Origin of the sequence: Streptomyces sp. 142MFCol3.1 (genome assembly GCF_000424945.1) — a bacterium.
GTDB classification, from domain to species: Bacteria; Actinomycetota; Actinomycetes; order Streptomycetales; family Streptomycetaceae; genus Streptomyces; species Streptomyces siamensis.
Genome location: NZ_AUKV01000004.1, coordinates 20347 through 43976 on the forward strand (window position 1 = coordinate 20347; position 23630 = coordinate 43976).

Sequence of the window (23630 nt, forward strand, 5' to 3'; positions counted from 1 at the left end):
ATGGCCAGGCCCAACAAACGCACCACCCTCAGGGAGGTGGCCGAGGCCACGGGCCTCTCCACCGCCGCCGTCTCCTACGCCCTGCGGGGCCAGCACGTATCCAAGGAGACCGAGGAACGGGTGCGCAGGGCCGCCGCCGAGCTCGGTTACGAGGCCGACCCCATCGCGCGCGCCCTGGCGAGCGGCCGTACCAGCATGGTCGGGGTCCTCGCGGGTGACCTTCAGGACCTCTGGCAGCAGCAGTTGATGGCCGCCATCGGGCGGGAGCTGCTGGTCGGCGACCGGTACGCGCTCATCGTGGACGCGGGCGGCGACCCCGACCGGGAGCTCGCACTGGCCAAACAGCTGCGCGACCAGCGCGTGGACGCGCTGCTCGTGTCTCCCGTGAACCCCTCGGCGGAGGACTGGGCGGCGATCGCCGACGCGCTGCCCGTGGTGGCCGTGGGGGATTCGCTGAGCCGGGCCCGTACGGCCGGGCAGGTCATCTTCGACAACAGGGCCGGCATCGACGCCGTACTGGAGTATCTGCACCGGCTCGGCCACCGCAGGGTGACGGTGCTGACGCCCACCCGGCCGAGCACACCGGACCGGCCCGCCGACGTCTATGTCGGCGAGGCGGCCGACCGGCTCGGTCTGGAGGCCGAACTGGTCCCTTGTCCACAGGAGTTGAGTGAGGCGACGGCGGTGGCGCGGGGCGTCCTGGACGGGGGGCGGCGCAACACCGCCGTCTTCTGCTTCTCCGACTCGCTGGCCTACGGGGTGTACGCGGCCGCGGCGGAGGCCTCGCTCACGGTCGGGCGGGACGTCTCCGTGGTCGGCTTCGACGATCACCCCGTCTCCCGCGTGCTCACACCGCCGCTGACCACCGTCGACTGGGGGCTGGCCGAGATCGCCGCGGAGGCGGCACGGCTGACCGTCGCGGCGATCGAGGGCAAACGGGTGCGCCGGAAGCGGATCCTGTGCGCGCCGCGGATGAGCGAGCGGGGCTCTGCGGTACGGGCGTGAGGAAGGCCCGGCGGCGGTCCTGACCGGGCGCGGCCGGGTCGTGCCGTACCTGAAGGCTGTCCGGGGTTGCCGGATCTGATCCCCGTCCGGTGGTGCCGGACCTGGCCTCGTCTACGGCGGCGGACCTGATCATTGCCTGACGGCGGCGGACCTGGGCTGTGCGGGGCCGGTGGTGCGGGCTCGGTGCTCAGCTGGGCGAGGGTGCCAGACGGTCGAGTTCGTCACCGATCGCCTCGCGCAGGTCGGCGTGCCGCGGCCCGAGGGCGTAGTCCCCTTCGCTCCACATCTCCCGCGGGTAGAGCCACACCGGCAGGCCCACCAGGTCCGCGGGCTCCCACTCGAACCGCGGCCACACGTGAGCGTGCAGGAATCCGTCGGTGTTGCCGAGGATCTCCAGGTTCACCCGGCGGAAGGCCGGGTCCAGCCGTCGGCAGGCACGCTCCACGGCCTCGCCGAGACGGTCCATGTCGGAGAGGAAGGCCAGCCGCCTGCCCTTCGGCAGGTCCGACAGCCGCTGCACCGCGGGATCGTCCGCCAGGAGCACCGAGTATCCCGGCAGGAACTGGACGTCCCCGATCACCGCGAATCCCGCGTCCAGCCGTCGCAGTACCGCGGGGTTCTCACCCCGCAGTGCGCTGCCGATCCGGTCCTTGCGCCACTCGTCACCCATGTGCGGCGACTCTACCCACAGGCCGGTGCCGTACCGGGTGACCGCGGCGGTCGGTGCGAGGAACGGCCAAGGTGCCCGCGCGTCTTTCGCGGGACCTAGTCGCGGTCGAGAGCGGTGCAGACACACACCTTGTTGCCGTCGGCGTCGGCGAGCACGGTGAAGGACGGTGCTTCGGAGGCGTCGACCACCGTGCCGCCCGCGGCGACGGCGGCCGCGATACGCTCCCCGGCGACCTCCGGAGCCAGCCACAGGTCGATGTGCCAGCGCTGGCGCGGGGTGTCGTGGGCGTCGGTCCGCTGGAACCACACGTTGGGCACGCGGTTCGTGGGGTCGAGGACCGTGTCGAACACGAGGTTGTCCGGGTCGCCGGTCAGGAGCGCGGACCAGAACGGGCCCACAGCCGTGTCGTCGGCGGTGTCGAGGCCGAGTTCCACCTGCGCCACCGCACCCGGGGTGGCGGTGAGGTCGTGCTCCTGGGCGATCCTGCTGATCGCGCGGGCCAGTTCGAGGTCCTGCGCCGTGATCCACCGACCGCCCCGGGTGTCGTCCCTGGACGACAGGGCCACGTCGACGCATCCGTGGCCCAGCCGCACCTCCGGGTCGCGCCCCGCGGCGACCGCCGCCTGCGCGACGGCGGTCACGAACGCGGCTCCTCGAACGATGTCCGCGACCGGATAACGGGTGGTGAGGGACTGGGCCAGCTTGCGCCAGTCGCCGAGTCCGTCCGCGATGGCGGCGAGCACGGCCGGGGTGCTGAGCGTCTCCATGGCGTCGATGATCCCAGTGGGGGCGCGCGTACACCATGTCGGTAAGGGCGGATGCGGTCGTGACCTGCTGCTGTGCGGTGGGGTGGGAGGGGCTGTCGGAGGTGCCGAGGATGCCGGGCGGAGAGAGGTGCGGCGGGCCCGAGGTGTCTCGCCGCGGCGGACACCGGGTGTGCGCTCGGCGGACCGGTGACAGTGGGCGGTGTGCCGTGAGAGGGTCCGGGGGTGACCGATGCTGCGGGTGGGGGAGCGACCTCGGGACGACCGGACGACCGGACGGCGTCCGTGCTGCGCTTCGCGACGGAGATCGTCGCCTGGGTGGCGACCCCTTGGGCGCTGGCGGGTCACTCCTGGCTTCTGGCTGTGGTGTCCGTCGTCGTGCTGATCGGTCTTCCGACGGTGTTCTCCACCCCGGGCGACAAGGCGAACGTCATCGTCGCGGTGCCGGGTCCGGTCACCATCCTGCTCGTGCTCCTCCAACTGGCCGCCGCCGTCGTATCGTCCTGGGCGGCCTGGCCTCTCTGGGCAGCGGTCCTGGTGAGCGCGATGGCAGCGGCCACGCTGCTTACGGAGCGTGGACGCTGGCGGTGGCTGATCTCGCCCGAGCGGGGCGCCGCCTGAGACGGCGCCGATTCGGTACGGCCGCCACTCGCCCGTCCTCACGGCCGGGTCGGCGCGGAGCGACCGGCCGACGCGGTTCGGGCGAGAGCGCGTCGAGCCGAGGCGCACGGCAACGCCGTCGAGGCGGAGGCGCGCCGAGACCGAGGCGCTCCCGTCACCCCGGGTCGTCCGGCGTGCGTTGCGCAGCCGTGCGCTCGTGGCCGGTGCGGCGGCGCCGTCTCCCCCGTCAGGGGGAGGCACTTCCCCTACGAGCGGGATCTTCGCGCACCGGTCCGGCGGATGTACTGAAGCGGTCGGCGACACAGACCGTGGCGCCGCGCCGGGGAGTCGGTGACACCGGCGCTGCCCCGCTCGGGAAGGACTCAGGATGCGTACGTGGACGAGACGGCATCTGCTCGCTTCGACGGCCTCCGCGGCGGCCCTCACCGCCGCGGCGACCGTGACCGCGAACCAGGCGGTCGCGGCCGCACGCCCGGCCGGTCGCACGGACGACGGGGTACTGGACGCCCTGCGGGCCCTGCCGGGACTCAGGGTGATCGAGGAACCGGCCGGGGCGGAGCCGGGCTACCGCTTCTTCGTTCTGGGCCTGCGCCAGCCCGTCGATCACACGGACCCCTCGGCAGGCACCTTCGAGCAGCGCCTCACGCTCCTGCACACCTCGGTGGACCGGCCCACCGTGCTGTTCACCACCGGCTACGAGGCCGTGCTCAAGCCCCGGCGGACGGAGCCGGCCGCACTGCTCGGCGGCAACCAGATCCAGGTGGAGCACCGGTACTTCGGCACCTCGCGCCCGGCGGCACACGGCTACAAGTTCCTGACCATCCGTCAGGCTGCTGACGACCATCACCGCGTCGTGCGCCTCTTCCGCGGCCTGTACCGCGGAGCGTGGATCTCAACCGGTGGCAGCAAGGGCGGTATGGCCACCGTGTACCACCGCCGGTTCCACCCCCACGACGTGGACGGCAGCGTGGTCTACTCCGCCCCTGACAACGTGGACGACCGCGAGGACTCGGCGTACATCCGCTTCCTGGAGACCGTGGGTACCCGCGAGTGCCGCGACGCCCTCAAGGAGGCGCAGCGGCAGATCCTGCTGCGCCGCGAGGACATGGTCGCCCGGTACGAGGCCTGGGCCGCCTCCACCGGCAGGACCTTCCGTATCGTCGGTAGCGCGGACAAGGCCCTCGAAACCGCCGTCCTGCGGGCGCCGTTCATGTTCTGGCAGTATTCCGACGCCCCGGACGCGGCCGACATCCCCACCGCGACCGCGACCACCGACGAGTTGTACGCGTGGCTGGACGACGTCGCCGGGCTGGCCCTCTACACGGACACGGTCGCACAGGACTTCATCCCGTACTTCTATCAACTGGGCACCCAGCTCGGCTACTTGGACGTCCCGCAGGAGCATCTGTCCGGTCTCCTCCGCCACCCCGGCGCAGTCGAACCGCGCAATTTCGTCCCCCGTGACATCCCCATGACCTTCGACGCCGAGGCCATGCCCGACATCGACCGCTGGGTCCGCCGTCACGGCACCCGTCTGCTCTTCGTCAACGGCACCCAGGACCCCTCCGTCGCCGAGGCCTTCCGCCCCGGCCCCCGCGACTCCCGCGTCCTGTGGGCTTCCGGCGGCAACCATCACGCGACCATCGCGCAACTGTCCCCGGCAGACCGGGCCGATGCCACCGCCGCCCTCTCCCGCTGGGCCGGCACCCCTCGCACGGGTCGCCCCGGCGACGCGGGGGCCACGGGGCACCCGCGTCGCCGAGGCGACGGGACGATTCAGGCGGCCAGGAGACGGTTGAAGAACGAGCGGTAGTGGCGCAGGGCCAGCCGCAGATCCTCGGTGTCGGCCTGCTCACCCCGATTCCACTGGTCCTCAAGCTCCCGCTTGTGATCGGCGAACGTCGAGGCCAGCTCCTGCATCACGTCGGCCACGAGGGCGTCCGCGCTGTGCACGGCATCGCGCGGGTCGTCGACGAACTGACTCTGGGTCTCCTGCCAGCGCGCGCGGAACCCTTCCTCGTCCCGCGGGCTCAGGAGCTGTACGTCGTCGTCGCCCCGGGCGTCGCCGCTGGGTGCGTGTGTCTCTTCGGGCTGCGTGCGGGTGTCGGGGCGTGCGGCAGGGTCCGTCGCCGTGGGCGCGGTCCCCGAGTCCGCCGCGTCCGTCCCGGAGCCCGGGGTCCTGTCCGCCGCGGTGTCCGGGGGCGTGCGCGTAGGTGTTTCCGAGCGCGTGGCGGCAGGTGTGTCCGAGGACCTGCCCGCCGGGGTGCCGGGGGCGCTGCCCGCCGAGCCCGTGCTCTCACCGGGGAACATGGGCGCGTCGCGTCGGGCGTCCGTCGCCTCCTCGGCGTTCCCTTCGCGGGGCCTGGCGAGATCCTCGGTCGACAGACCGCTCTTTCGGGCGCTGTCAGGTTTGTGTGCGCGTCGCATGTCTTCTCCGTTCCACAAGCCTCGGTGTCTCGGACGGTGGCGGGCCGTGCGGCGGGTGCTCAGACCCGGGCGTGGCGGGCGCCGCCGCCGTCGGAGAGCAGCTCCTCGAACAGGGCGCGATAGTGGACCATTGCGCCCCGCAGTTGTTCGGTGGTCGCCCTGTGCTCGGTGCTCAGCTCGTCGACCTCGTGAGCGGCCCGGTAGTGCTCGAGTGTGCGCCCGTGTTCGACCGAGAGGTCCTTGAGCTGCTGGTCGAAGTCCTGGGTGGGGTAACCGCGTTCGTGCATCAAGGACGTCACCAGGCGGTCGGCGTCGTGCACGGAGTCCTCCGGACGGTCCACGAACTCCTCCTGCACGCTGGTCCAGTCCCGCGCGTAGCGGTCCCGGACGTTTCGGTCCAGGGGCTTGATGTCCAGCGAGTCGTGGCGCTTCTCGCGGGCCTTGAGCTCGCGCTCGGCGGCCGTGCGGCTGTCGGCCTCCTCCACCGTGCGTTCGTACTCCGGGCCGAAACGCTCGCGCAGCCGGTTGCGGCGCATGAGCATCGACACCACCACGGCGAGCAGGGCGATCACCACCACCACGGGAATGACGATGGCGAGGATTGTCCCTGTTGACATGGGGTCGCACCTCCCTCTTGGTGTCCCTGATGTCCGACTTGTAACGACTTCCCAAGGGTCTCCGGCTGAAACACGGGCGGCGCACGGCCGGGCCGACCTCCGCTCGCCGACGGCGCGGCACGGAGTTCCGGAAGCCCCGGCCCGCACGGGACGCCGCGCGCGCGACGCGGAGCCGAACGCGTGATCGACGGCCCGCCCGTGTCAGGCGGTGCCGTCCGCGAAGGCTCCGCCGCCGGTGAAGGCCTGCCGGGCGAAGCGCTCACCGATGAGCCGATGCGTGGCGGCGTCCGGGTGGAGCCGGTCGGGCAGGGGCAGTTCGGCGAAGTCGGCCTCGCCATAGAGGTCACGACCGTCGAGGTAGTGCAGATGCGGGTCCTCGGCCGAGCGTTCCCGTACGATCCGCGCGAGTTCCGCGCGGATGACGGTGAGGGTCAGCTTCCCGCTCGCCGTCTCCGCCGGGTCTCCCATGGCCGCGAACCGGAGCTGTCCGGTGCCGAGCGTGCTGAGGTCCGGGGCGCACGGGCCGGGGGTGTCCTCGTGGATGGGGCACAGGATGGGCGAGACGACCAGCAGCGGTGCGGTGGGGTGACCCTCCCGGATCGTGTCGAGGAAGCCGTGCACGGCCGGGGTGAACGCGCGCAGCCTCATCAGGTCCGCGTTGACGACGTTGATGCCGATCTTGACGCTGATCAGGTCCGCGGGGGTGTCCCGCAGGGTGCGGGCGGTGAAGGGGTCGAGCAGCGCGCCGCCGCCCAGACCGAGGTTGATCAGCTCCACCCCGCCGCGCGCGGCGGCGAGCGCGGGCCAGGTGCCGGTCGGGCTCTGCGCGTCGGAGCCGTGGCTGATCGAACTGCCGTGGTGCAGCCATACCTTGCGGCCCGCATCCGGCGCCGGCTCGACGGGGGCGTCGCTGCGCAACGCGACGAGTTCGGTGCTCTCGTTGTGCGGGAGCCAGATCTCGACGTCCTTGACGCCGTCGGGCAGTCCGGTGAAGGCGAGCGTTCCCGCCGCGCCGGGCCGGTGTCGGACGGTTCCGGTGGTCAGGTCGATGGTCAGGACGTTGCCGCCGCTCACCGACGCCTGACTCGTCAGGCGTCCGTCGACGAGCAGGTCGTACACCCCGTCCGGACGGGCCGGGGCGCCCGTGTACACCCGCTTGGTGGGCAGGACGTCCAGCTCCAGGGCGGTGGCCCGGGTGCGCAGGGCCAGCCGGACGCCGGACGGCTGGGACTCGGCCATGGCGAGCTGCCCGTCCGAGCACTGGGCACGGGCCCAGCCCGGCAGCCGGTGAGGCAGCACACCGTGCGCGGTGTGCTCAAGTTCGAGGGCGCCGCGCACGATCTCCGTGGTGATGGGCGTGGTGATCCAGTGGTGCTCGCTGTTCATGGTTCCTGCTCGGTGGTGTGGATGTCGGGATCTGCGGCACGGCACGGCACGGCGCGGGGCGGGCGCGCGCTCGGGGCGGCGGGTGACGGCGGTGCCGCGCGGCGCCGCACCGAGCGGCACGAGGAGGGCCCGTGCGGCTTGCGGGCGGGGTCCGGGTCCGGGGTGCCGGAGCTCCGGGGCGTTACGGGGCAGGGTCGGCTCCGTGGCCCGGTCGCGCCGGATCGGGCAGACCCCGGCCCGGCTCCGGGACCGGGACCGGTCAGGAAACCGGTCGGCTCCGGGACCGCTCACGATGGGTCGGCTCCGGGACCGCTCACGAAACGGGCCGGCTCCGCAACAGCCCGTCGAGGTGGTCCAGCACCCATGACCAGGACTCCTCGGAGTCGGGAGCACTGTGGCTGAACCCTCCGGCCATCTCCAGGCTGACGTAGCCATGGAAGACACTGCCCATCAGCCGCACCGCGTGCGTCTGTTCAGGCTCCGTGAGGTCGTAACCGCGCAGGATCGCCCGCATCATCTGCGCGTGCTTGACTCCGGCGCTCGCCGCCGCCGTCGCCGGGTCGAGCCGCAGCTGAGCGGCGGCGTACCGGCCGGGGTGCTCGTGGGCGTAGTCGCGGTAGACGTTCGCGAACGCGGCCAGCGCCTCCCGGCCCGCGCGCCCGGCCAGGGCATCGGCCCCCCGCTCTGCCAGCTCCTCCAGGGCCAGCAGGGCGATCTTGGTCTTGAGGTCCTGCGAGTTCTTCACATGCGAGTACAGGCTCGCGACCTTGACGTCGAACTGCCTGGCCAGCTCCGAGACCGTCACCTGGTCGAAGCCTTCCCGGTCGGCCAGTTCCGCCCCCGCCCGGACCAGTCGTTCGGTGGTCAGTCCTGCACGTCCTGCCATGACTATCCCTTCACTAGCCTGAGGTCATTATGCATTTGCCTAAAAGCTTTAGGCAAATTAGCGTGCCTCTTATGAAGCCCCTCACCGAGCAAGAGATCCGCGCCGCGTTCGTGAACTGCACCAAGGGCGAGGCGAAGCGGCTGTCCGTCCCCCGCGAGCTGGCCGAGACCCCGTGGGACGACCTGGACCACCTCGGCTGGCGGGACCCACAGGCCCCCGACCGCGCCTACCTCGTCACCGAACTCGACGGCCGGCCCGTAGCCGTCCGGCTGCGGGCCGGCGGCCCCGCCTCCGGGCAGACGCGGCGCAGCATGTGCTCGATATGCCTGACCGCCCACACCGGAGGCGTCTCCCTGATGGTCGCCCCCAGGGCGGGCAAGGCCGGGCAGCAGGGCAATTCGGTGGGCATCTACATGTGCAGCGACCTCTGCTGCTCGCTCTACGTACGGGGCAAGAAGGACGCCGGAATCGGTGCCAGGTTCCACGAGTCGCTCACGCTGGAGGAGAAGATCGAGCGGACGGTGATGAACCTGGCCGCGTTCATCGCGAAGGTGACCGGCTGACTTCGGCGTCCATTACCCGCCGGGTAATCGACCCGCGCCCTACGAACCGGCAGTGTCGTCCGTGCGGAGCGGCAGCCAAGTGCCGCGAACCGCACCGGACTTCGGTGCTCAAGTGCGGAGCGCCGTGAACAAGAGGAGACTTGCGTGCCTGCCTACGCCATCGCCAACCTGCGCCCGTCCGCCGAGCCCCACGACGAGGTCCTGACGTACATGGAGCGTGTGCAGGACACGCTCGACCCGTTCGGCGGCCGGTTCCTCGTCCACGGAGCACCGGAACGCGAGGTCAGGGAAGGCAGCTGGCCGGACGCGATCGTCATCCTCGTCTTCCCCTCCTTCGCCGACGCGCGGGACTGGTACGACTCGCCCGCGTACCAGGAGCTGCTGCCCCTGCGTACCCGGCACATCGACGGCGACCTCCTGCTGGTCGACGGCGTCGCGCCCACGTACCGGGCCGCGGAGACGGTGCAGCACCTGCGGGCCGCACGTACCGCTTCGTGAGGCCTGGGCAGGCGCCCGTGGCCGCCGCGATCACGCCACGAAGCGGGGGCCGCATCCCACCGGACGCCTGGGGGCACACTGCGCGCCCCGCCGACTCGGCGCGACGCCGCCGAGGCCTTCCTGGGACACCACCGCAGCGGACGCCCGGCCCTGCCGGACGTCCGACCGCCGGCTGCCACCGCCCGTACGGGTCACTGCTCGCGCATGCCCCACGGAGAGCCGTACGCCGTCAGCAGGTCCAGGAAGGGTCCGGCCGGGAAGGCCTCCGGACCGAGGACGCCCGAACCGGTCCAGGCGCCGGTGGCGACGAGTTCCAGGGCGACGACCGGATTGACCGCCGTCTGCCACACCACCGCCTGGCAGCCGTACTCCGCCATCGACCACTGGTTGTCGACCACGTGGTACAGGTACACCTCGCGCGGCGCACCGTCCTTGCTGCCGCGCACCCAGGTGCCCGCACAGGTCTTGCCGTGCATCCGCTCGCCCAGCGTCGCCGGGTCGGGCAGACAGGCCGCCACGACGTCCCGGGGCGACACGGCGACCGGGCCGTCGGCGCCCGGCACCGTCACCGGTTCCGTGCGGTCGAGCCCGAGCAGGTGGAGCGTCTTCAGCGTCTCGATGAACTCGCGCCCGAGGCCGTACTTGAAGGTGACACGGCGGGCGTCGACCCAGCGTGGCACGAGCAGCACCTCCTCGTGCTCCACGTTCACGCACTCGACCTCACCGATGCCCTCGGGGAAGTCGAACACCTCGGGTTCGCTGAACGGCGCAGTGGTGAACCAGCCGCGCCCGGCCTCGTACACGACGGGCGGGTTCAGACACTCCTCGATGGTCGTCCAGATGCTGAAGGACGGCGCGAAGTCGTAGCCGTCCACGGTGAGGTTCGCGCCGTCGCGGACGCCGATCTCCTCGATGTCGTCGAAGAGTTCGTCGGCCGCGTACCGTGCGAACACATCGGACAGGCCCGGCTCGACGCCCATGCCGACGAGTGCGAGCGCGCCCGCCTTCTCCCAGTCGGCGGCCTCCGCGAACTGGGCGTCGCCGAGCTTGACCCCGCACTCCTCGTACGGCCGGTCCGGGTGCGGCCGTGACAGCGACATCGCCATGTCGAGATAGGTCGCGCCACCCGCCCGCGCCGCCTGGAACAGCGGCATGACGAAGCGCGGATCGGTGGCGTTCAGCAGCACGTCGCAGCGGTGCCGGGCCAGCAGCTCGGCGACCGCCGCGGTGTCACCCGCGTCGACACGGGCGGCCACGAACCGGCCGTCGTCGCCCACGGCCGCGACCGCGGCCTCGGCTCGGCCCGGATCGTAGTCGGCGACCACCATCGCCTCGAAGAAGGTGCGCCGGGCCGCGATCCGGGTGATCGCGGTGCCCACGCCACCGGCGCCCACGAGCAGTACACGCATGGCAAGAACTCCCTGTCGGTCCTACGGAACGAGGCGCGCCCCTCGCGGCAGATACAACGCCCCGGCGTCCCGTAAGGTCAATGGCGTTGGCATAAGAGGTCCGGTGAGGAGGCCGCCGTGGCGAAACCCGTGGTGCCCGAGGAGAAGCGGCGACGCCGCCGACCCACTCGGAGCGGCACCGTGCTGTCCGAGCGGCTGATCGTCGAGACCGCGCTGCGCATGCTCCGCGAGCACGGCAGCGCCGGCTTCACCGCGCGCCGCCTCGGCCTGGCACTCGACTGCGACCCGAGCACGCTCTACCGCTACTTCCGGGGCATGGACGACCTGACCCTCGCCATCGGCGACGCCCTCGTCGGGCGGGCCCTGCGGGGCTGGCGGCCGACGGGGGAGTGGCGGGCCGACCTGCGCGCCGTGGGACTGCGCATCCACGCCGCGTACGTCGCCCACCCCCAGGCCGCCCAGCTGACCGCCAGCCGTGTCAGCGGCCGGGCCAACGAGCTGGCGGCCGACGAGGCGGTCCTGGAGGTGCTGCGCACCGCCGGGTTCCCGCTGCCCGACACGGTGCGGATCTACCACGCCTTCATCGACCAGACGCTCGCCTTCGCCGCGCTCGACGCCGCCTCCCTCGCCCTGCCCAGCGCCGCACTGCGCGCCGACGAGGCCATGTGGCGCTCCACGTACGCCGGACTGCCCGCCACCACCCACCCCCGTATCGCCGAGGCCGCACCTCTGCTCGCCACCCGCATGGTCACCAGCGCCTATCCGACGGCCCTGGACATGCTGCTGGACAGCGCCGCCGCCCAACTGCCGCAGGGGTTGCCCCCGCGGCAGTTCCACGACCAGGACTCGTGAGGTGACCGACGACGCCGATGCCTCCGACATAAGGTCGCGAGCACACCGTCGCCGACGCGGACCTGCGCACGTTCCTGGAGATCACCGCCGCCAACGAACTCGACGTACTGGCCCACGACGAGGAGCTCGCCGACCGGTACGGCCCCGCTCTGCACCGGTCGTTCGACGGTGCGGGCTCCTTGCTGTCCACCGCGGCCCGGGACGCCTGCGCCCGGCAGCTCGCCCCGCACGGCCCGGCGCCCGGTGCAGGGATCACCGGGCGCGACCCGGGAAACCGACGGACGACACGTCGGCGATAGACGACCGGTCGTACACTGCTCTCATGGGACGCACCAGCGATGCCAGGAACAAGATCCTCAGTGCCGCGCAGACGCTCATCGAGCTGCGTGGCTACTCGGCCCTGGGTGTGGCCGAGATCTGCAAGGCGGCCGGTGTGCCGAAGGGCAGCTTCTACTACTTCTTCGATTCCAAGGAGGTCCTCGCTCTCGCCGTGATCGACGAGCACTGGGCCGACCAGAAGCAGGCCTGGACGCGCATCCTCGGCAGCGACGCGGAACCGCTGCAACGGCTCCGCACGCTGTTCGAGGAGACGGAAGCCACCCAGCGCGCCGGACAGCAGAGCTGCGGCACCGTGTCGGGCTGCATGTTCGGGAACCTCACGCTGGAGATGAGCAACCAGACCGAGTCGATCCGGGAACGGCTCCAGGAGATCTTCGAGGCACAGGTCGACATGGTCGAATCGGTCGTCGCCGAGGCTCTCGCCCGCAAGGACATCACCGTGACCGACACGCGGGAGGCCGCACGAGCGGTGGTGGCCCAGCTGGAGGGCCAGGTCCTGTTCGCCAAGCTCTACAACAGCGCTCAGCGGCTCAGCCCCCTGTGGGCGAACTGCCTGGCGCTGCTCGGTGCCGCCGCGCCCCGGGAGGCCGTGGCCGCGGTCTGACGCGGTCACGCGGCGACCGCGACAGGCCACGCGGTGCGGTCACCGCGAACCGGTCACGCGGCGCCGTGCCCGCCAGGGGGCCAGGACGCGGGTGCCTCGCCCACCGGCCCGGCCCCGGCCGCGGTCCCGGCCCCGGGTCGGCGGGTGCCTCGCCCGCCGTCCCCGGCCCCGGTTCGCTCAGGCACCGCTCCCGTCCGGAGCCGGAACGCGCTGGGCGCCTCCAGAGCGCCCCTCGGGCGTGCCCTGGTGCACCACGACGACGTGGTGCGGGAACCCGCTGCGCAGGATCGCCGCCGCCACCGCCGCCGCGAGGACCACGCCGGCCGCAAGGAGCAGCGCCTGGTGGTAACCGTGCCGGAGCAGGGGTGCGACGACGAGGGGGCCGAGGATCTGACCGACGGAGTATCCGGCGGTCAGTAGGGCGACGGACCGCGGGAAGCGCAGGTGCGCGCCCGCGGCGAGGGCGAGAGTGCTGATACCGATGAAGGTCGCCCCGAACAGGACGGCCGAGACCAGAGCGGCCGTCACGCCGTCGAACAGCGCGGGCAGCGCGATGCCGACCGCCTGGATGACGAGCGCGGCGAGCAGCAGGCCGGGACGCGACCAGCGGCGCCCGAGCCAGGCCCACAGCGCCGACGACGGCACGGCGGCCACGCCGACCAGAACCCAGGCGCCGCTGCCGATCCAGCCGGGTGAGCCCTGCTCGATCGCGGCGACCAGGAACGTACCGGCGACGATGTAGCCGATGCCTTCCAGGGTGTAGGAGGCGAAGAGGGCGGTGAACCAGCGCCCGGTCCGCGCCCTCGGTTCGTGTTCCCCGGCGGTGGCGGGTTCCGCCGGTGCGGATTCGGGGCGGAGGTTCCACGCCATGACGGTGAGGAGCGCGGCGAGTGCGGCCGAAGCCCACCAGGCGGCCCGCCAGTCGGCGAAGGAGCGTACGGCGAGGACGAGCAGTCCGGACAGCGCGATTCCCGCGCCGACCCCGCCGAACGCCCAGCCGGGGAGATGGGCCGGATGCTCCCGCAGGTGGCTGAGGAGGGAGCTGACCGCGATGACGAAGATCAACGCGCTGGCCACCCCGGCCTGCAGTCGCAGTGCGATCCACACGGCCGTGCTGTGGGTTGCGGGCATGCCGGCCAGACTGGCGACCAGCACCACCAGGCTCGCGCGCAGGAGGGCGGGGGAGCGGACCAGGGCGGGACACAGGATGCCGGCGAGTGCGCCGACGAGGTAGCCGATGTAGTTGGCGGTGGCCAGACGGGCGCCCGCGCCCGCGGACAGCCCGGCCTGGACGTGCATCAGGGGGACGATCGGAGTGAAGACGAACCGGCCCACCCCCATGCCCGCGGCGAGTGCCGCGGCGGCTTGGGCGACGTGGCCCCAGGGAGAGTGCGGCGCGGCGCCCTCCCCGGCGAAGGAGGCACGCAAGGGCCGTCGGAGTGGCATGAGGAGTCCTTGGAAGGCGGTGCGGATCACGAACTGTGCGGATCACGAAGGCGTGCGGATCGTGTACCGGCGGAGGGCTCGCCGCCGGGTGAGCATTCGGAGGGATGGCGGGCGCCGGGTGACAGGCGGCGCCACGTGGTCAGTGCCCGGCGGTCACGCCGCGCACCCACGTCGGCAGCGACGGACGCGCCCGCGCCCCGCCGCTCCGACGCGACCCGCCAGCCGGCGGCTCAGGCCGTGGAGTCGGTCCGGCCCGGGTCGTTGGGGTGGGATTCCAGCGGGGTGATGCCGAAGGCCATCCACGGGCTCAGCGGAAGCGTGCCGAGCACCTTCTCCCGGAGGTCCTCCTCGTCGGCGGCCCGCCAGATGCCGATGCTGCGCAGCTCCCCGACCGGGCGCCACAGCCGTGCCAGACGGCCGGTGGCGGCCAGCTCCCGCGCCCGCACGGCTTCGGCGGCGCGCCGCCGGTCGACCTCTTCCTGCGGGGTGCCCTCGGGAACGGTCGTGGTGATCTCGACCAGGAACTCGCGCATGGTCCTGCTCCGTTCGATGAGGCGTCCGGTCGGTGAGACGTCCTGCGGTGGGGCGGGCGTGTCGCCCCGCCGTCGGGCATTCATGCCCTCATGGTCCGCTCGCTCCCGGCCGGGCGCCACGACCGGCTGACTCCCTGCTGGTAGGCGCATCCTCCCAGCCACGTAGCATGACCAGCGTGGAACTGCGCCAGCTGCGGTACTTCGTTGCCGTCGCCGAGGAACTGAACTTCGGCCGGGCCGCCGAGCGTCTACTGATCGCCGGCCCCTCCCTGTCCCAGCAGATCAAGGCGCTCGAACGCGACCTCGGCGTGCGTCTGTTCGACCGGGACCGCCGCTCGGTGGCGCTCACCCCGGCCGGTTCCGCCCTGCTTCCGCACACCCGCGCCCTGCTGGAACGCGCCGACGACCTCCAGCTCCGCGCGCGCAGGCTGTCCGGATCGGAACCCGTCCGCCTTGGCTACGTCAACTGGCTTCCGCCGGACCTGACGGCGCGTACCGCACCCGTGGCCCAAGTGCATGTCGACGCATGGGTCGCACCCTCGCACACCCAGGCCGCACGGGTCGCCGACGGCGGTCTGGACGTCGCGGTCTGCTGGGTGCCCACCGGCTCCCTGGAGGAGCGCGGCCTGCGGGCCCGCCTCGTCGGCGCCGACCGGCTGTACGCCGTCGCCGTCGGCGATGCCACGGGGGACGTGGCGGCCCAGGACACCGACGTGCTCCTCGACGACGACACCACCTCCTGGTCGTCCTGGAACGCCTACGCCGAATCACTGGCCAAGAGCACCGGGGCCCGCGCGGTACGCATCTCCGACGGCGGCATCACCGGGCCCGCGTTCTTCGACCATGTCCGCCGCAGCGGCAGACCGGTGATCAACTCGCCCAAGGGGCAGACCACACCGCTGCCGTCCGACCTGGTCAGGCGTGCCGTGGTCGGGCCCGAGATCTACTGGACCTGGTCCCTGGTCTGGCGCCGGAACGAGGTCCGTTCCTCCGTCCTGGCCGCCGTCGACGCGCTCTGCGACGGCGTCGGCGACCTCGGCATCCATGCCCCCGGCGCCTGGCTTCCGGACTGCGATCCGTACCGGCGGTAGCGGCTTCCTGTCGCGGGGCCGGCGGCCCGGGGCCTCCTCGGCCCGGGTGAGGGCCCCGACCCCCGCGCTCCTTCGACTCGCGAACCGGTACGTGCCGCTGACCTGTGCTGGGAGCCTGCGCCTACCAACTGAGAGGAATTCGGTCCCGGACGGGGACCCGTCCACCTTTGACGATTGCCCCGCGACACCGTACGTTCAAATAGTCGACCGGTCGGCTAGTGGATCGTTCGGCGGTCGTCTCCCACCGGGACGGTCGTTCCACCTATCACGGAGAAGATCATCATGAGCACTCAGGACCAGAAGGTCGCAGTCATCACCGGCGCCTCGCAGGGCATCGGCGCGGACCTCGTCGCCGCCTACCGCAAGCAGGGCTACGCCGTCGTCGCGACCTCGCGCACCATCGCTCCCGCCGACGACGCGGGCGTTCTGACGATCCAGGGCGACATATCCGACCCCGCCACGGCGGAGCGCGTCATCGCCGCGGGCATCGAGCGGTTCGGCCGTATCGACACGCTCGTCAACAACGCGGGCATCTTCGTCGCCAAGCCCTTCACCGACTACACCCAGGACGACTTCGCCGCCGTGACCGGGGTGAACGTCGCCGGCTTCTTCCGCATCACCCAGCTGGCCATCGAGCACATGCTCGCGCAGGGCGGCGGTCACATCGTCAACGTCACCACCAGCCTGGTCGACAACGCCGATGCCCGCGTCCCGTCCGTGCTGGCCTCGCTGACCAAGGGCGGCCTGCAGTCCGCCACCAAGTCCCTCGCCATCGAGTACGCCACCCGCGGCATCCGCGTCAACGCGGTCGCTCCGGGCACCATCAAGACCCCCATGCACCCCGAGGAGACCCACGAAGTGCTCGCGGGCCTGCACCCGGTCCGCCGTATGGGCGAGTCCAGCGACATCACCGACGCGGTGATGTACCTGCAGAACGCCCCGTTCGTGACGGGCGAGATCCTCCACGTGGACGGCGGAATGAGCGCCGGCCACTGACGCGCCGGTCACCCCCTTGCGGGGCGTGGGACGGGTTTCCCCTACGCCCCGCGCGACACGCGCACCGGCAGATCCCAGCCCGCCCGAGCACCAGGAGCACCCTGATGGACACCATGACAGAAAACAGTGAAGCGATCCTGCGTGACGTCCTCGACCGGTGGAAGACCGCCGTCGACGCCCACGAACCGCAGCAGGTGGCCGCCCAGTTCACCGAAGACGCGATCTTCCAGGGACTGCACCCCTACAGCACCGGACGGCCGGGCGTGGCCGCCTACTACGACGCGCAGCCCCTCGGCCTGGCGGCCGCGTACCGCATCCTGGAGACCCGACGCCTGTCCGAGGACCTCGTCCTCGGCTACCTGGCCGTCGACTTCTCCTTCACCGACCGCCCCACCCTCGCGGTCAACCTCGGCGTCCTGGTGCGCCGTACGGCCGACGGCTGGCAGATCGCCCACTATCAGGTGTCGCGTCTCGCCTAGCGGGATCCCAGGTGCGGGCATGCGGGGCCCAGCCGCTCCGTGCGGCCGTGGGCGGGCGGCGACTCGAACGGGAGACCCTGTGCCCTGACAGGCAGAGCCGCCCGCCGTGTTCCCCCGTGGCGGGCGGCTCGTGCCGTGGATGTGCAGAGATCAGGGTCGGCGGCGGCTGAAGGTGTCCTGGGCCGCTGGACGACACCGGCGAGAAGCCGGTGACGGGATTCGAACCCGCGTTTCCCGCTTTGCAGGCGAAGTAGCCGCAGCCTGCGCACCTGCACGACTCCGACCTTAACGGCAGTGATCGCGCGGGTGCAGCTGGTTTTCGCGAGGCCACTCGGCCTCGCCGACGGTGGTGCTCAGCCGACGTCGGCGGGCTGCGGGATGCGCGCCCCGCTCACCTCGTCCTCGGCCTCGTCCACCGGTTCGCCCGGTTCCGCACCGGCTCGGCCCAGGAGGAGAGCGACCGCCACGGCGGCGACCCCGGCCGCGAAGGCCGCGCCCAGCAGGGCCAGTTGCATTCCGTCCATGAAGGCCGTGCGTGCGTGGCGGGCCACCGGTCCACCGATGGCGCTCGCCGCGGCCAGCGACGAGCGGGCGACGCCGGTGACATGCTCGGGCGCGCCCGGCAGGCTCAGGTGACTGCGGTAGGCGGCGCTGAGCAGGCTTCCCAGGACGGCGATGCCCAGCGCCCCGCCCAGTTCCCGGGACAGGTCGTTCATCGCCGAGCCGACGTTCTGCAGCGAGCGCGGCAGGGCATCGGTGATGGCCGTGGTGGCCGGCGTCATCGCGAGGCCCATGCCCATGCCGAGCGGCACCAGACCCGCCGCGATCAGCCAGTACGAGCTGGTGGTCTCCAGCCGGGACAGCACGCCCATGGCCAGGGCCACGGCCACCAGACCCGTCACCCACGGACCCCGCGCGCCGAATCGCGCGACCAGCTTCGGCGTCAGCCGCGACACCGGAATCATCGCCAGCGCCATGGGGAGCATGGTGACCGCCGCCATCAACGCACTGTCGGAACGCACCAGTTGCAGGTACTGCATCATCACGAAGATGAAGCCGAAGAAGACGAAGAACTGAAGCATGATGGACAAGGACCCGGCGGCGAAACGGTGATTGCGGAACAGCCTTGGGTCCAGGAGCGGATGACGGCGGCGCAGTTCGAAGAGGACGAAGCCGGCGAGGACCAGCAGGCCCCCCGCGATGCCCGTCAGAGTGAGCGGGTCGTCCCAACCGCGGGTCGGCGCCTCGATGACCGAATAGACCAGCGCCACCAGACCCACCGTGGCCAGCAGCGCGCCGACGACGTCCAGCCGGGGCTGGTCGGAGTCGGCGGATTCGGGGACGAAGAGCACGGTGCCCGTCAACGCCACGGCGGCCAGCACCACGTTCAGCAGGAACACCGAGCGCCACGACCACGCCTCCAGGAGCGATCCCGTGGCGAAGATGCCGACGATCGCGCTCGCACCGGCGACCGCCGCCCACACGCTCACCGCCCGAGCCCGCTGGGCGCGTGGGAACGTCCCGGTGATGGTGGACAGCGTGGCCGGCATCACCATGGCCGCACCCACGCCCAGCACACCGCGCAGGGCGATCAGCGCGTCGGGGTCCGTGGTGCAGGCCGCCGCCACCGAACCGCCGCCGAACAGGGCCAGTCCCGCGATCAGAGCCCTGCGGCGGCCGAACCGGTCGCCCAGCGCGCCGGCCGGGAGCAGCAGCGCCGCGAAGACGAGACTGTAGGCGTCGATGATCCACGACAACTGGGTCTGGCTCGCGTGCGTTTCACGCGCCAGGTCGGGCAGGGCGACGTTGAGCGACGCCATCGCCGCGACCACCGCGCCGAGCGCGAGGCATGAGATCGCGAGGACCAGATTGTGGCGTACGGCCCGGGCGGGCGCCGTGGCGGGAACGACTTGGGTGGTGGGCATCGTAGGCATCTCTTCCTGGCGACGACCCGGGGTGGGCCGGCTGTGTGTGCTCCAGGGTGGGAACCGCGCACAGGTCATTTCCAGGGCGATGAATTAACCGCGCCGGTCATCACCGGCCTGCCATGCGGCACCACCTGGGCGAACTAGGCGGTGACCTGCGTAGAAGCCGACCTTCCGGTGCGGGTCGTCGAGCGGTGCCGGGGGATTGGCGATCGGTGATGAATTCCTGCCGAGGTCTTCGTGAACCGGACCGGGCGGGCGCACCGGGCCGCGCGGGCCGTGATGAAGGGGTCGGAGCGCGCGAGCCGAAGTTGCCGGGATGAGGGGGCCGGAGCGCGCGAGCCGGACGGTCCCGGAGCGAGCGGGGTCGAGCCGATCCCGGCCGGGCACAGGGAGGTTGGCCGGTCCGAGGGCGCCGGGCCGATCAGCCGGACGCGGACCTGGACCGTGCCGTTCCCCGGTGGCTGCTCCCGGCCGAGAGGGCCATCCGCAGTTGCGGACCGAAGACACGCACCAACGCGTCGGGTTTCATCGACGCGACGGGCTCCAGCCGGAGCATGTACCGGGCGGTGATCAGCCCTGCCATGACGGTCGAGAAGGCCCCGGCCCGCCGCAGCCGGTTCGGCCCCGTGAGCCGGGCGGCGATGCGGTCGATGACCTCGCGGCCCAGCATCTCCTTGAGCAGGGCCGCGAACGTGTCATCGGCGGCGGCCTTCTTGAACGTGGCCAGCAGGATGGGTCCGGAGACCGGGTCGTCCCACACGTGCAGCATGTGACGCAGGGCGCGCTCGGGGAAGGTGGCCGGGTCGCCCTCTTCCAGCAGGCGGTTCACCAGGTCTGCCGGGTTGGCCGGCAGCGCCAGTACCGCGCCGAACAGGCCCTTCTTGGACCCGAAGTAGTAGCTGATCAGGGCGAGATCGACATCCGCGTCGGCCGCGATGTCCCGCATGCTCGCCTCGTCGTACCCCTGGGTGAGGAACCGTCGTCGTGCGGCTTCGAGGATCTGCGCGCGGGTGTCGGGCTTGCCGGGCCGGCGCCCGCGACGGGGCGCGGTGTTCGTCACCGTACGCAGTGTAGGACGTGACACGGCACGCGACCTGCGGCGGGAGCCGGACGCCGCGGTGTGCGAACGACCGGGCGGCCGCCGCCCGGCAGCGACTCGACGGGCCACGTCGCCACCGCACATGAGTACGAGAACTCATGACGTCACGTGTGCCCCGGGGGAGGATCGGACCATGACGAAGATCAGGAAGACGGCGGTGCGTTCGGCGATGCTGCCGGTGGCGGTGCTGGCCGTACTGGTGGCGGGATGCGGATCGCAGCGGCCGGGCGACACCACCGGCGCCGGTGCGCCCTCGCGGACCCCTGCGGCGACGCCGAGCAAACCCGCCGACTTCCCCTGCCCCGGCGAGAACCCGACCCCGACCCCGACGCCCAGTGCTTCGACGTCGGGCCCGGCCGTGCCGCCCACCGACCACTACGCCGAGAACCACGGTTTCATGGTCCCCATCCCGCTGCACGGCGAGCGCCGCTGTGAAGGACTCGCCGTCGTCCGCCGTGTCGAGGACGCGCTCGAACCGCTGCGCAGGCGCGGTGACTTCGCCCCGGAGAACACCCGCAGCGCACTCACCGCCCTCGGCTACTCGGCGGGGAACGTGCAGTCGTACCAGAACGGCTCCACCGGGGTCGGTTTCCTCATCGACGCCTCTCCGCTGTGCGTGGAGGGCACGATGAACCTCGACTCCACCAAGGCGGACGCCTTCGCCGGTTATCCCGACCACACCGGCTGCGACCGGCCCAGCGGCGGCCACTGAGTCCGGACGGTCCGAGCGTCCGGCCCGGCCACGACCGACCCGGTTCGAACCTTCGACCGCCGTGGGACACGATGCGAGTGATCGGAGAGAGGCCTGGCCCATCTGCCGGCAGCCTCGGACGGTGCGGCCGTGCCCGTGACCGTGGCCGACGGCCCGGTCGCGGGCACGGCCGGCCGCGCTCTCGCCACACTGCTCCCCACGGGCCCGCCGGAAGGGACTGCGGCCCCGGCAGGTCCGGCCATGACTTCGTCCGGGCCCGCCACCGGCATCGTGTCCGGAACCCCGGTTTCTCGGCCAGCTCCGGCCGGATCACCTAGACCGCGACGGCGCGTCCGCCGGGTGAGTGCGAGAGGAAGACACGGCCCATGCCGCCGGACCCGAGTCGCGCCACCAGCACATAGCGGACGGGCACATGCGGATCACCGTCCTCCAGCGGCTGAAGACTCCCCTCGTCCGGCCCTCCGATGCTCAACACGCCCCACTCCGCCCCGAGATGTGGGATCTCACCGCCTATGGCATGGGCCATGCCCCTGACCAGTATTCCTTCGCCCGTCTCACGTTGTGTCCTGGCCGCGCTGTCTCAGGAACGCGGCCATCGCCTCAGCTGTTTGAGGAATGCTGCGTTCCGGTGGCCCTGAGGGCGGGTCGTGGTGCGGTCATGTCGAGGAGGAGCAGGGCGTCGTGGTCGGGAGTGCCGGGTTCGGCGGTGTAGACGCCGATGCGCTGGCCGGGGGTGCCTTCGACGTGCAGGGACTGGGAGGTGAGGGTGAGGGTGCCGACCTGTGGGTGGTGGAAGGTCTTGTGGGTGGGTTTGCGTCCGGTGACTTCGTAGCGTTCCCAGAGTCCGGCGAAGTCGGGGCTCTTGAGGAGGAGTTCGCCGACGAGGTTGGTGAGGTCGGGGGCGTCGGGGGCGGTGCCGGCGATGGCGCGCAGGCGGGCGACGCAGGCCGTGACCTGCCGGTCCCAGTCGGGGAGGAGATCGCGGGCGGCCGGGTGGAGGAAGAGGTAGCGGGCGAGGTTGCGGTGCTTGACGGGCCAGTCGTCCAGGCCCGCGTACAGGGCGAGGCCGCCGGGGTTCGAGGCGAGCATGTCCATGCTGCGGCTGATGACGTAGGCCGGGTTCGGGCGCAGCGACTCGAGCAGCAGCTTGAGGTGGGGGCGCACGGTGCGGCTGGGAGCCGGTGGTGGTTCGCCGACGTAGCGGGCGGCGCGGGCGGCGAGCTCGCGCAGGTGCTGGTGCTCCTGGTCGTCCATGTGCAGGGCGCGGGCGAGGGAGTCGAGCACGGCGGGGCTGGGGCGGGTCTCCTTGCCGCGCTCGAGGCGGACGTAGTAGTCGATGCTGATGCCGGCGAGGGTGGCCAGCTCCTCGCGGCGCAGCCCTGGGGTGCGGCGGACGCCGGCGCCGGGAGTGAGGCCGACGTGCTCGGGGCTGGTCTGGGTCCGGCGGGCGCGCAGGTAGCGGCCCAGCTCGGCGCCCTCGCTGTGCGCGCTCTGGGATGCCATGACCCCAGTCTCACGCGCCGTGCACCTGCCGCGCAGCCGGGAGGGGGGCCCTGTCATTACCCCCGAAGAGCCCGCCCTGCCACACCGCCGCAGTCCGGGCGAAGGTTGATGAGCAAGACGCCGACATCCTGATCACTTCGCCGGTCCAGCAGAGGCACGCTCTGCTGGACCGGACGACGATGAGGGTGCCGGGCGACGCCACGATGCGAAGAGGGCGAGATGCGGTACATCAAGCTGCGTGACCTGGAGGTTTCCCGGATCGGGCTGGGCGCCATGGGCATGTCCCACGGCTACACCGGCTCTGGCACCGACGACGCGGAGTCGATCAGGACCGTGCACCGGGCGCTGGAGCTGGGCGTCACGCTCATCGACACCGCCGAGATCTACGGCCCCTACACCAACGAGGAGCTGCTCGGGTGCGCGCTGAAGGGTCGCCGGGACCAGGTGGTGCTGGCCACGAAGTTCGGCCTGGTTTCCCACGGCGGCGACGGCGCCTGGAACCTGGACTCCAGCCCCGCCAACATCCGCACCGCTGTCGAGGGTTCCCTGAAGCGGCTGGGCACCGACCACATCGACCTGTGCTACCAGCACCGGGTCGACCCGGACACGCCGATCGAGGAGACCGCCGGTGCAGTCGCTGAGCTGATCGCTGAGGGCAAGGTGCGTGCCTTTGGGCTCTCGGAGGCCGGCCCGGACACGATCCGCCGCGCCCACGCCGTCCAACCGGTCACCGCGGTCCAGTCCGAGTACTCCCTGTTCACCCGCGGTATCGAGGACCGGGTCCTGCCTGTGCTGCGGGAGCTGAACATCGGGCTGGTGCCGTTCTCCCCGCTCGGCCGGGGCGTTCTGACCGGCACCGTCCGCTCCACCGACCAGTTCGACGAGAACGACTTCCGTCGCGGCAACCCGCGCTTCACCGGCGAGAACTTTCAGCGCAATCTGGCGCTCGCCGACGAGGTCAAGGCCCTGGCCGACGAGGCCGGTGCCACGCCCGGTCAGGTGGCACTGGCCTGGCTGCTGGCCCAGGGCGACGACGTCGCCCCGATCCCCGGCACCAAGCGCGTGGCCCGGGTCGAGGAGAACACCGCCGCCGACGCCGTCACCCTCACCACCGAACAGCTCGACCGGCTCGCCGGCCTGCCGCCCGCCGCCGGCGCCACCCACACCGAGGCCCAGGCCCGCATGCTGGAGCGCTGACCCCC

25 protein-coding genes and 1 tRNA gene are annotated in these 23630 nt (G+C 71.9%); 12 read left to right on the plus strand and 14 right to left on the minus strand.

Going from position 1 to position 23630, the window contains the following annotated elements; translation table 11 throughout:
* Positions 1–1005: a LacI family DNA-binding transcriptional regulator gene (locus H305_RS0106470; protein WP_028799699.1), complete on the plus strand. Its 1005-nt coding sequence runs from the start codon at positions 1–3 to the stop codon at positions 1003–1005.
* A gap of 187 nt (positions 1006–1192) precedes the next feature.
* Here H305_RS0106470 and H305_RS0106475 read toward each other — a convergent pair whose 3' ends face one another.
* The gene (locus H305_RS0106475; protein WP_028799700.1) at positions 1193–1675 is read right to left on the minus strand and encodes an HIT family protein; all 483 of its coding nucleotides are present in this window, start codon (positions 1673–1675) and stop codon (positions 1193–1195) included.
* A gap of 95 nt (positions 1676–1770) precedes the next feature.
* Positions 1771–2442: a VOC family protein gene (locus H305_RS0106480; RefSeq protein WP_028799701.1), complete on the minus strand. Its 672-nt coding sequence runs from the start codon at positions 2440–2442 to the stop codon at positions 1771–1773.
* Between the two features lie 222 nt (positions 2443–2664).
* On the opposite strand from H305_RS0106480, the gene H305_RS0106485 reads away from it, so the two are divergent.
* Positions 2665–3060, plus strand: coding sequence for a hypothetical protein (locus H305_RS0106485; RefSeq protein WP_028799702.1), 396 nt, complete (start codon positions 2665–2667; stop codon positions 3058–3060).
* A 367-nt stretch (positions 3061–3427) separates the two neighbouring features.
* Positions 3428–4873, plus strand: a complete 1446-nt coding sequence (locus H305_RS44655) for a S28 family serine protease (RefSeq protein ID WP_078628904.1) — start codon at positions 3428–3430, stop codon at positions 4871–4873.
* Here H305_RS44655 and H305_RS0106495 read toward each other — a convergent pair.
* The 4 genes from H305_RS0106495 to H305_RS0106510 form a co-directional block, all read right to left on the minus strand.
* Complete coding sequence (locus H305_RS0106495; RefSeq protein ID WP_028799703.1) at positions 4837–5487, minus strand: hypothetical protein; 651 nt, start codon at positions 5485–5487, stop codon at positions 4837–4839. The two genes, H305_RS44655 and H305_RS0106495, sit on opposite strands and share 37 nt — an antisense overlap.
* A 59-nt stretch (positions 5488–5546) precedes the next feature.
* Complete coding sequence (locus H305_RS0106500) at positions 5547–6104, minus strand: hypothetical protein (RefSeq protein ID WP_028799704.1); 558 nt, start codon at positions 6102–6104, stop codon at positions 5547–5549.
* A 201-nt stretch (positions 6105–6305) separates the two neighbouring features.
* Positions 6306–7490 (minus strand): GDSL-type esterase/lipase family protein, encoded by a 1185-nt coding sequence (locus H305_RS0106505; RefSeq protein ID WP_028799705.1) that lies wholly within the window; start codon positions 7488–7490, stop codon positions 6306–6308.
* Positions 7491–7803: 313 nt separating this feature from the next.
* Positions 7804–8376, minus strand: a complete 573-nt coding sequence (locus H305_RS0106510) for a TetR/AcrR family transcriptional regulator (protein WP_028799706.1) — start codon at positions 8374–8376, stop codon at positions 7804–7806.
* Between the two features lie 71 nt (positions 8377–8447).
* On the opposite strand from H305_RS0106510, the gene H305_RS0106515 reads away from it, so the two are divergent.
* Together H305_RS0106515 and H305_RS0106520 are read left to right on the plus strand one after the other, a co-directional pair.
* Positions 8448–8939 carry an FBP domain-containing protein gene (locus H305_RS0106515; protein WP_028799707.1) on the plus strand — a complete coding sequence of 164 codons (492 nt, stop codon included), beginning with the start codon at positions 8448–8450 and terminating at the stop codon, positions 8937–8939.
* 144 nt (positions 8940–9083) lie between these two features.
* Complete coding sequence (locus H305_RS0106520; RefSeq protein ID WP_028799708.1) at positions 9084–9437, plus strand: DUF1330 domain-containing protein; 354 nt, start codon at positions 9084–9086, stop codon at positions 9435–9437.
* A gap of 191 nt (positions 9438–9628) precedes the next feature.
* Here H305_RS0106520 and H305_RS0106525 read toward each other — a convergent pair whose 3' ends face one another.
* Positions 9629–10846, minus strand: coding sequence for a saccharopine dehydrogenase family protein (locus H305_RS0106525; RefSeq protein ID WP_028799709.1), 1218 nt, complete (start codon positions 10844–10846; stop codon positions 9629–9631).
* Positions 10847–10963: 117 nt separating this feature from the next.
* Here H305_RS0106525 and H305_RS44660 point away from each other — a divergent pair, with 117 nt between their 5' ends.
* Positions 10964–11698 carry a TetR/AcrR family transcriptional regulator gene (locus tag H305_RS44660; RefSeq protein WP_037762699.1) on the plus strand — a complete coding sequence of 245 codons (735 nt, stop codon included), beginning with the start codon at positions 10964–10966 and terminating at the stop codon, positions 11696–11698.
* 322 nt (positions 11699–12020) lie between these two features.
* The gene (locus H305_RS0106535; RefSeq protein WP_028799710.1) at positions 12021–12641 is read left to right on the plus strand and encodes a TetR/AcrR family transcriptional regulator; all 621 of its coding nucleotides are present in this window, start codon (positions 12021–12023) and stop codon (positions 12639–12641) included.
* Positions 12642–12818: 177 nt separating this feature from the next.
* On the opposite strand, the gene H305_RS44665 is transcribed toward H305_RS0106535, so the two are convergent.
* On the minus strand, positions 12819–13982 hold the full coding sequence (locus H305_RS44665) for a YbfB/YjiJ family MFS transporter (protein ID WP_051370432.1): 1164 nt from the start codon (positions 13980–13982) through the stop codon (positions 12819–12821).
* A 335-nt stretch (positions 13983–14317) separates the two neighbouring features.
* Positions 14318–14620, minus strand: a complete 303-nt coding sequence (locus tag H305_RS0106545) for a muconolactone Delta-isomerase family protein (RefSeq protein WP_028799711.1) — start codon at positions 14618–14620, stop codon at positions 14318–14320.
* A gap of 167 nt (positions 14621–14787) precedes the next feature.
* On the opposite strand from H305_RS0106545, the gene H305_RS0106550 reads away from it, so the two are divergent.
* The 3 genes from H305_RS0106550 (at position 14788) to H305_RS0106560 (ending at position 17186) form a co-directional block, all read left to right on the plus strand.
* On the plus strand, positions 14788–15711 hold the full coding sequence (locus H305_RS0106550) for a LysR family transcriptional regulator (protein WP_028799712.1): 924 nt from the start codon (positions 14788–14790) through the stop codon (positions 15709–15711).
* A 282-nt stretch (positions 15712–15993) separates the two neighbouring features.
* The gene (locus H305_RS0106555) at positions 15994–16707 is read left to right on the plus strand and encodes an SDR family NAD(P)-dependent oxidoreductase (RefSeq protein WP_028799713.1); all 714 of its coding nucleotides are present in this window, start codon (positions 15994–15996) and stop codon (positions 16705–16707) included.
* 113 nt (positions 16708–16820) lie between these two features.
* Complete coding sequence (locus H305_RS0106560) at positions 16821–17186, plus strand: hypothetical protein (protein WP_420708028.1); 366 nt, start codon at positions 16821–16823, stop codon at positions 17184–17186.
* Positions 17187–17390: 204 nt separating this feature from the next.
* On the opposite strand, the gene H305_RS53245 is transcribed toward H305_RS0106560, so the two are convergent.
* The 3 genes from H305_RS53245 to H305_RS0106570 form a co-directional block, all read right to left on the minus strand.
* Positions 17391–17459 (minus strand) — tRNA-Ser (locus H305_RS53245).
* An 80-nt stretch (positions 17460–17539) separates the two neighbouring features.
* Positions 17540–19111 carry an MFS transporter gene (locus H305_RS44670; RefSeq protein WP_051370397.1) on the minus strand — a complete coding sequence of 524 codons (1572 nt, stop codon included), beginning with the start codon at positions 19109–19111 and terminating at the stop codon, positions 17540–17542.
* Positions 19112–19535: 424 nt separating this feature from the next.
* Positions 19536–20174, minus strand: a complete 639-nt coding sequence (locus H305_RS0106570) for a TetR family transcriptional regulator (RefSeq protein ID WP_028799715.1) — start codon at positions 20172–20174, stop codon at positions 19536–19538.
* A 172-nt stretch (positions 20175–20346) separates the two neighbouring features.
* Here H305_RS0106570 and H305_RS53930 point away from each other — a divergent pair, with 172 nt between their 5' ends.
* Complete coding sequence (locus H305_RS53930; protein ID WP_051370398.1) at positions 20347–20925, plus strand: hypothetical protein; 579 nt, start codon at positions 20347–20349, stop codon at positions 20923–20925.
* Positions 20926–21238: 313 nt separating this feature from the next.
* On the opposite strand, the gene H305_RS0106580 is transcribed toward H305_RS53930, so the two are convergent.
* Together H305_RS0106580 and H305_RS0106585 are read right to left on the minus strand one after the other, a co-directional pair.
* Complete coding sequence (locus H305_RS0106580; RefSeq protein ID WP_158690480.1) at positions 21239–21400, minus strand: hypothetical protein; 162 nt, start codon at positions 21398–21400, stop codon at positions 21239–21241.
* Positions 21401–21525: 125 nt separating this feature from the next.
* Positions 21526–22428 (minus strand): helix-turn-helix transcriptional regulator, encoded by a 903-nt coding sequence (locus H305_RS0106585; RefSeq protein WP_028799718.1) that lies wholly within the window; start codon positions 22426–22428, stop codon positions 21526–21528.
* A gap of 219 nt (positions 22429–22647) precedes the next feature.
* Between H305_RS0106585 and H305_RS0106590 the strand changes: the two genes are divergently transcribed.
* Positions 22648–23625, plus strand: coding sequence for an aldo/keto reductase (locus H305_RS0106590; protein WP_028799719.1), 978 nt, complete (start codon positions 22648–22650; stop codon positions 23623–23625).
* The last annotated feature ends 5 nt before the right edge of the window (positions 23626–23630 follow it).

Coding starts and splice junctions, on each gene's coding strand:
- H305_RS0106470 (WP_028799699.1), top strand. CDS start 1: ATGGCCAGGCCCAACAAACGCACCACCCTCAGGGAGGTGGCCGAGGCC.
- H305_RS0106475 (WP_028799700.1), bottom strand. CDS start 1,675: ATGGGTGACGAGTGGCGCAAGGACCGGATCGGCAGCGCACTGCGGGGT.
- H305_RS0106480 (WP_028799701.1), bottom strand. CDS start 2,442: ATGGAGACGCTCAGCACCCCGGCCGTGCTCGCCGCCATCGCGGACGGA.
- H305_RS44655 (WP_078628904.1), top strand. CDS start 3,428: ATGCGTACGTGGACGAGACGGCATCTGCTCGCTTCGACGGCCTCCGCG.
- H305_RS0106495 (WP_028799703.1), bottom strand. CDS start 5,487: ATGCGACGCGCACACAAACCTGACAGCGCCCGAAAGAGCGGTCTGTCG.
- H305_RS0106500 (WP_028799704.1), bottom strand. CDS start 6,104: ATGTCAACAGGGACAATCCTCGCCATCGTCATTCCCGTGGTGGTGGTG.
- H305_RS0106505 (WP_028799705.1), bottom strand. CDS start 7,490: ATGAACAGCGAGCACCACTGGATCACCACGCCCATCACCACGGAGATC.
- H305_RS0106510 (WP_028799706.1), bottom strand. CDS start 8,376: ATGGCAGGACGTGCAGGACTGACCACCGAACGACTGGTCCGGGCGGGG.
- H305_RS0106515 (WP_028799707.1), top strand. CDS start 8,448: ATGAAGCCCCTCACCGAGCAAGAGATCCGCGCCGCGTTCGTGAACTGC.
- H305_RS0106525 (WP_028799709.1), bottom strand. CDS start 10,846: ATGCGTGTACTGCTCGTGGGCGCCGGTGGCGTGGGCACCGCGATCACC.
- H305_RS0106535 (WP_028799710.1), top strand. CDS start 12,021: ATGGGACGCACCAGCGATGCCAGGAACAAGATCCTCAGTGCCGCGCAG.
- H305_RS44665 (WP_051370432.1), bottom strand. CDS start 13,982: ATGGGGGTGGGCCGGTTCGTCTTCACTCCGATCGTCCCCCTGATGCAC.
- H305_RS0106545 (WP_028799711.1), bottom strand. CDS start 14,620: ATGCGCGAGTTCCTGGTCGAGATCACCACGACCGTTCCCGAGGGCACC.
- H305_RS0106550 (WP_028799712.1), top strand. CDS start 14,788: ATGACCAGCGTGGAACTGCGCCAGCTGCGGTACTTCGTTGCCGTCGCC.
- H305_RS0106555 (WP_028799713.1), top strand. CDS start 15,994: ATGAGCACTCAGGACCAGAAGGTCGCAGTCATCACCGGCGCCTCGCAG.
- H305_RS0106560 (WP_420708028.1), top strand. CDS start 16,821: ATGACAGAAAACAGTGAAGCGATCCTGCGTGACGTCCTCGACCGGTGG.
- H305_RS44670 (WP_051370397.1), bottom strand. CDS start 19,111: ATGCCCACCACCCAAGTCGTTCCCGCCACGGCGCCCGCCCGGGCCGTA.
- H305_RS53930 (WP_051370398.1), top strand. CDS start 20,347: ATGACGAAGATCAGGAAGACGGCGGTGCGTTCGGCGATGCTGCCGGTG.
- H305_RS0106585 (WP_028799718.1), bottom strand. CDS start 22,428: ATGGCATCCCAGAGCGCGCACAGCGAGGGCGCCGAGCTGGGCCGCTAC.
- H305_RS0106590 (WP_028799719.1), top strand. CDS start 22,648: ATGCGGTACATCAAGCTGCGTGACCTGGAGGTTTCCCGGATCGGGCTG.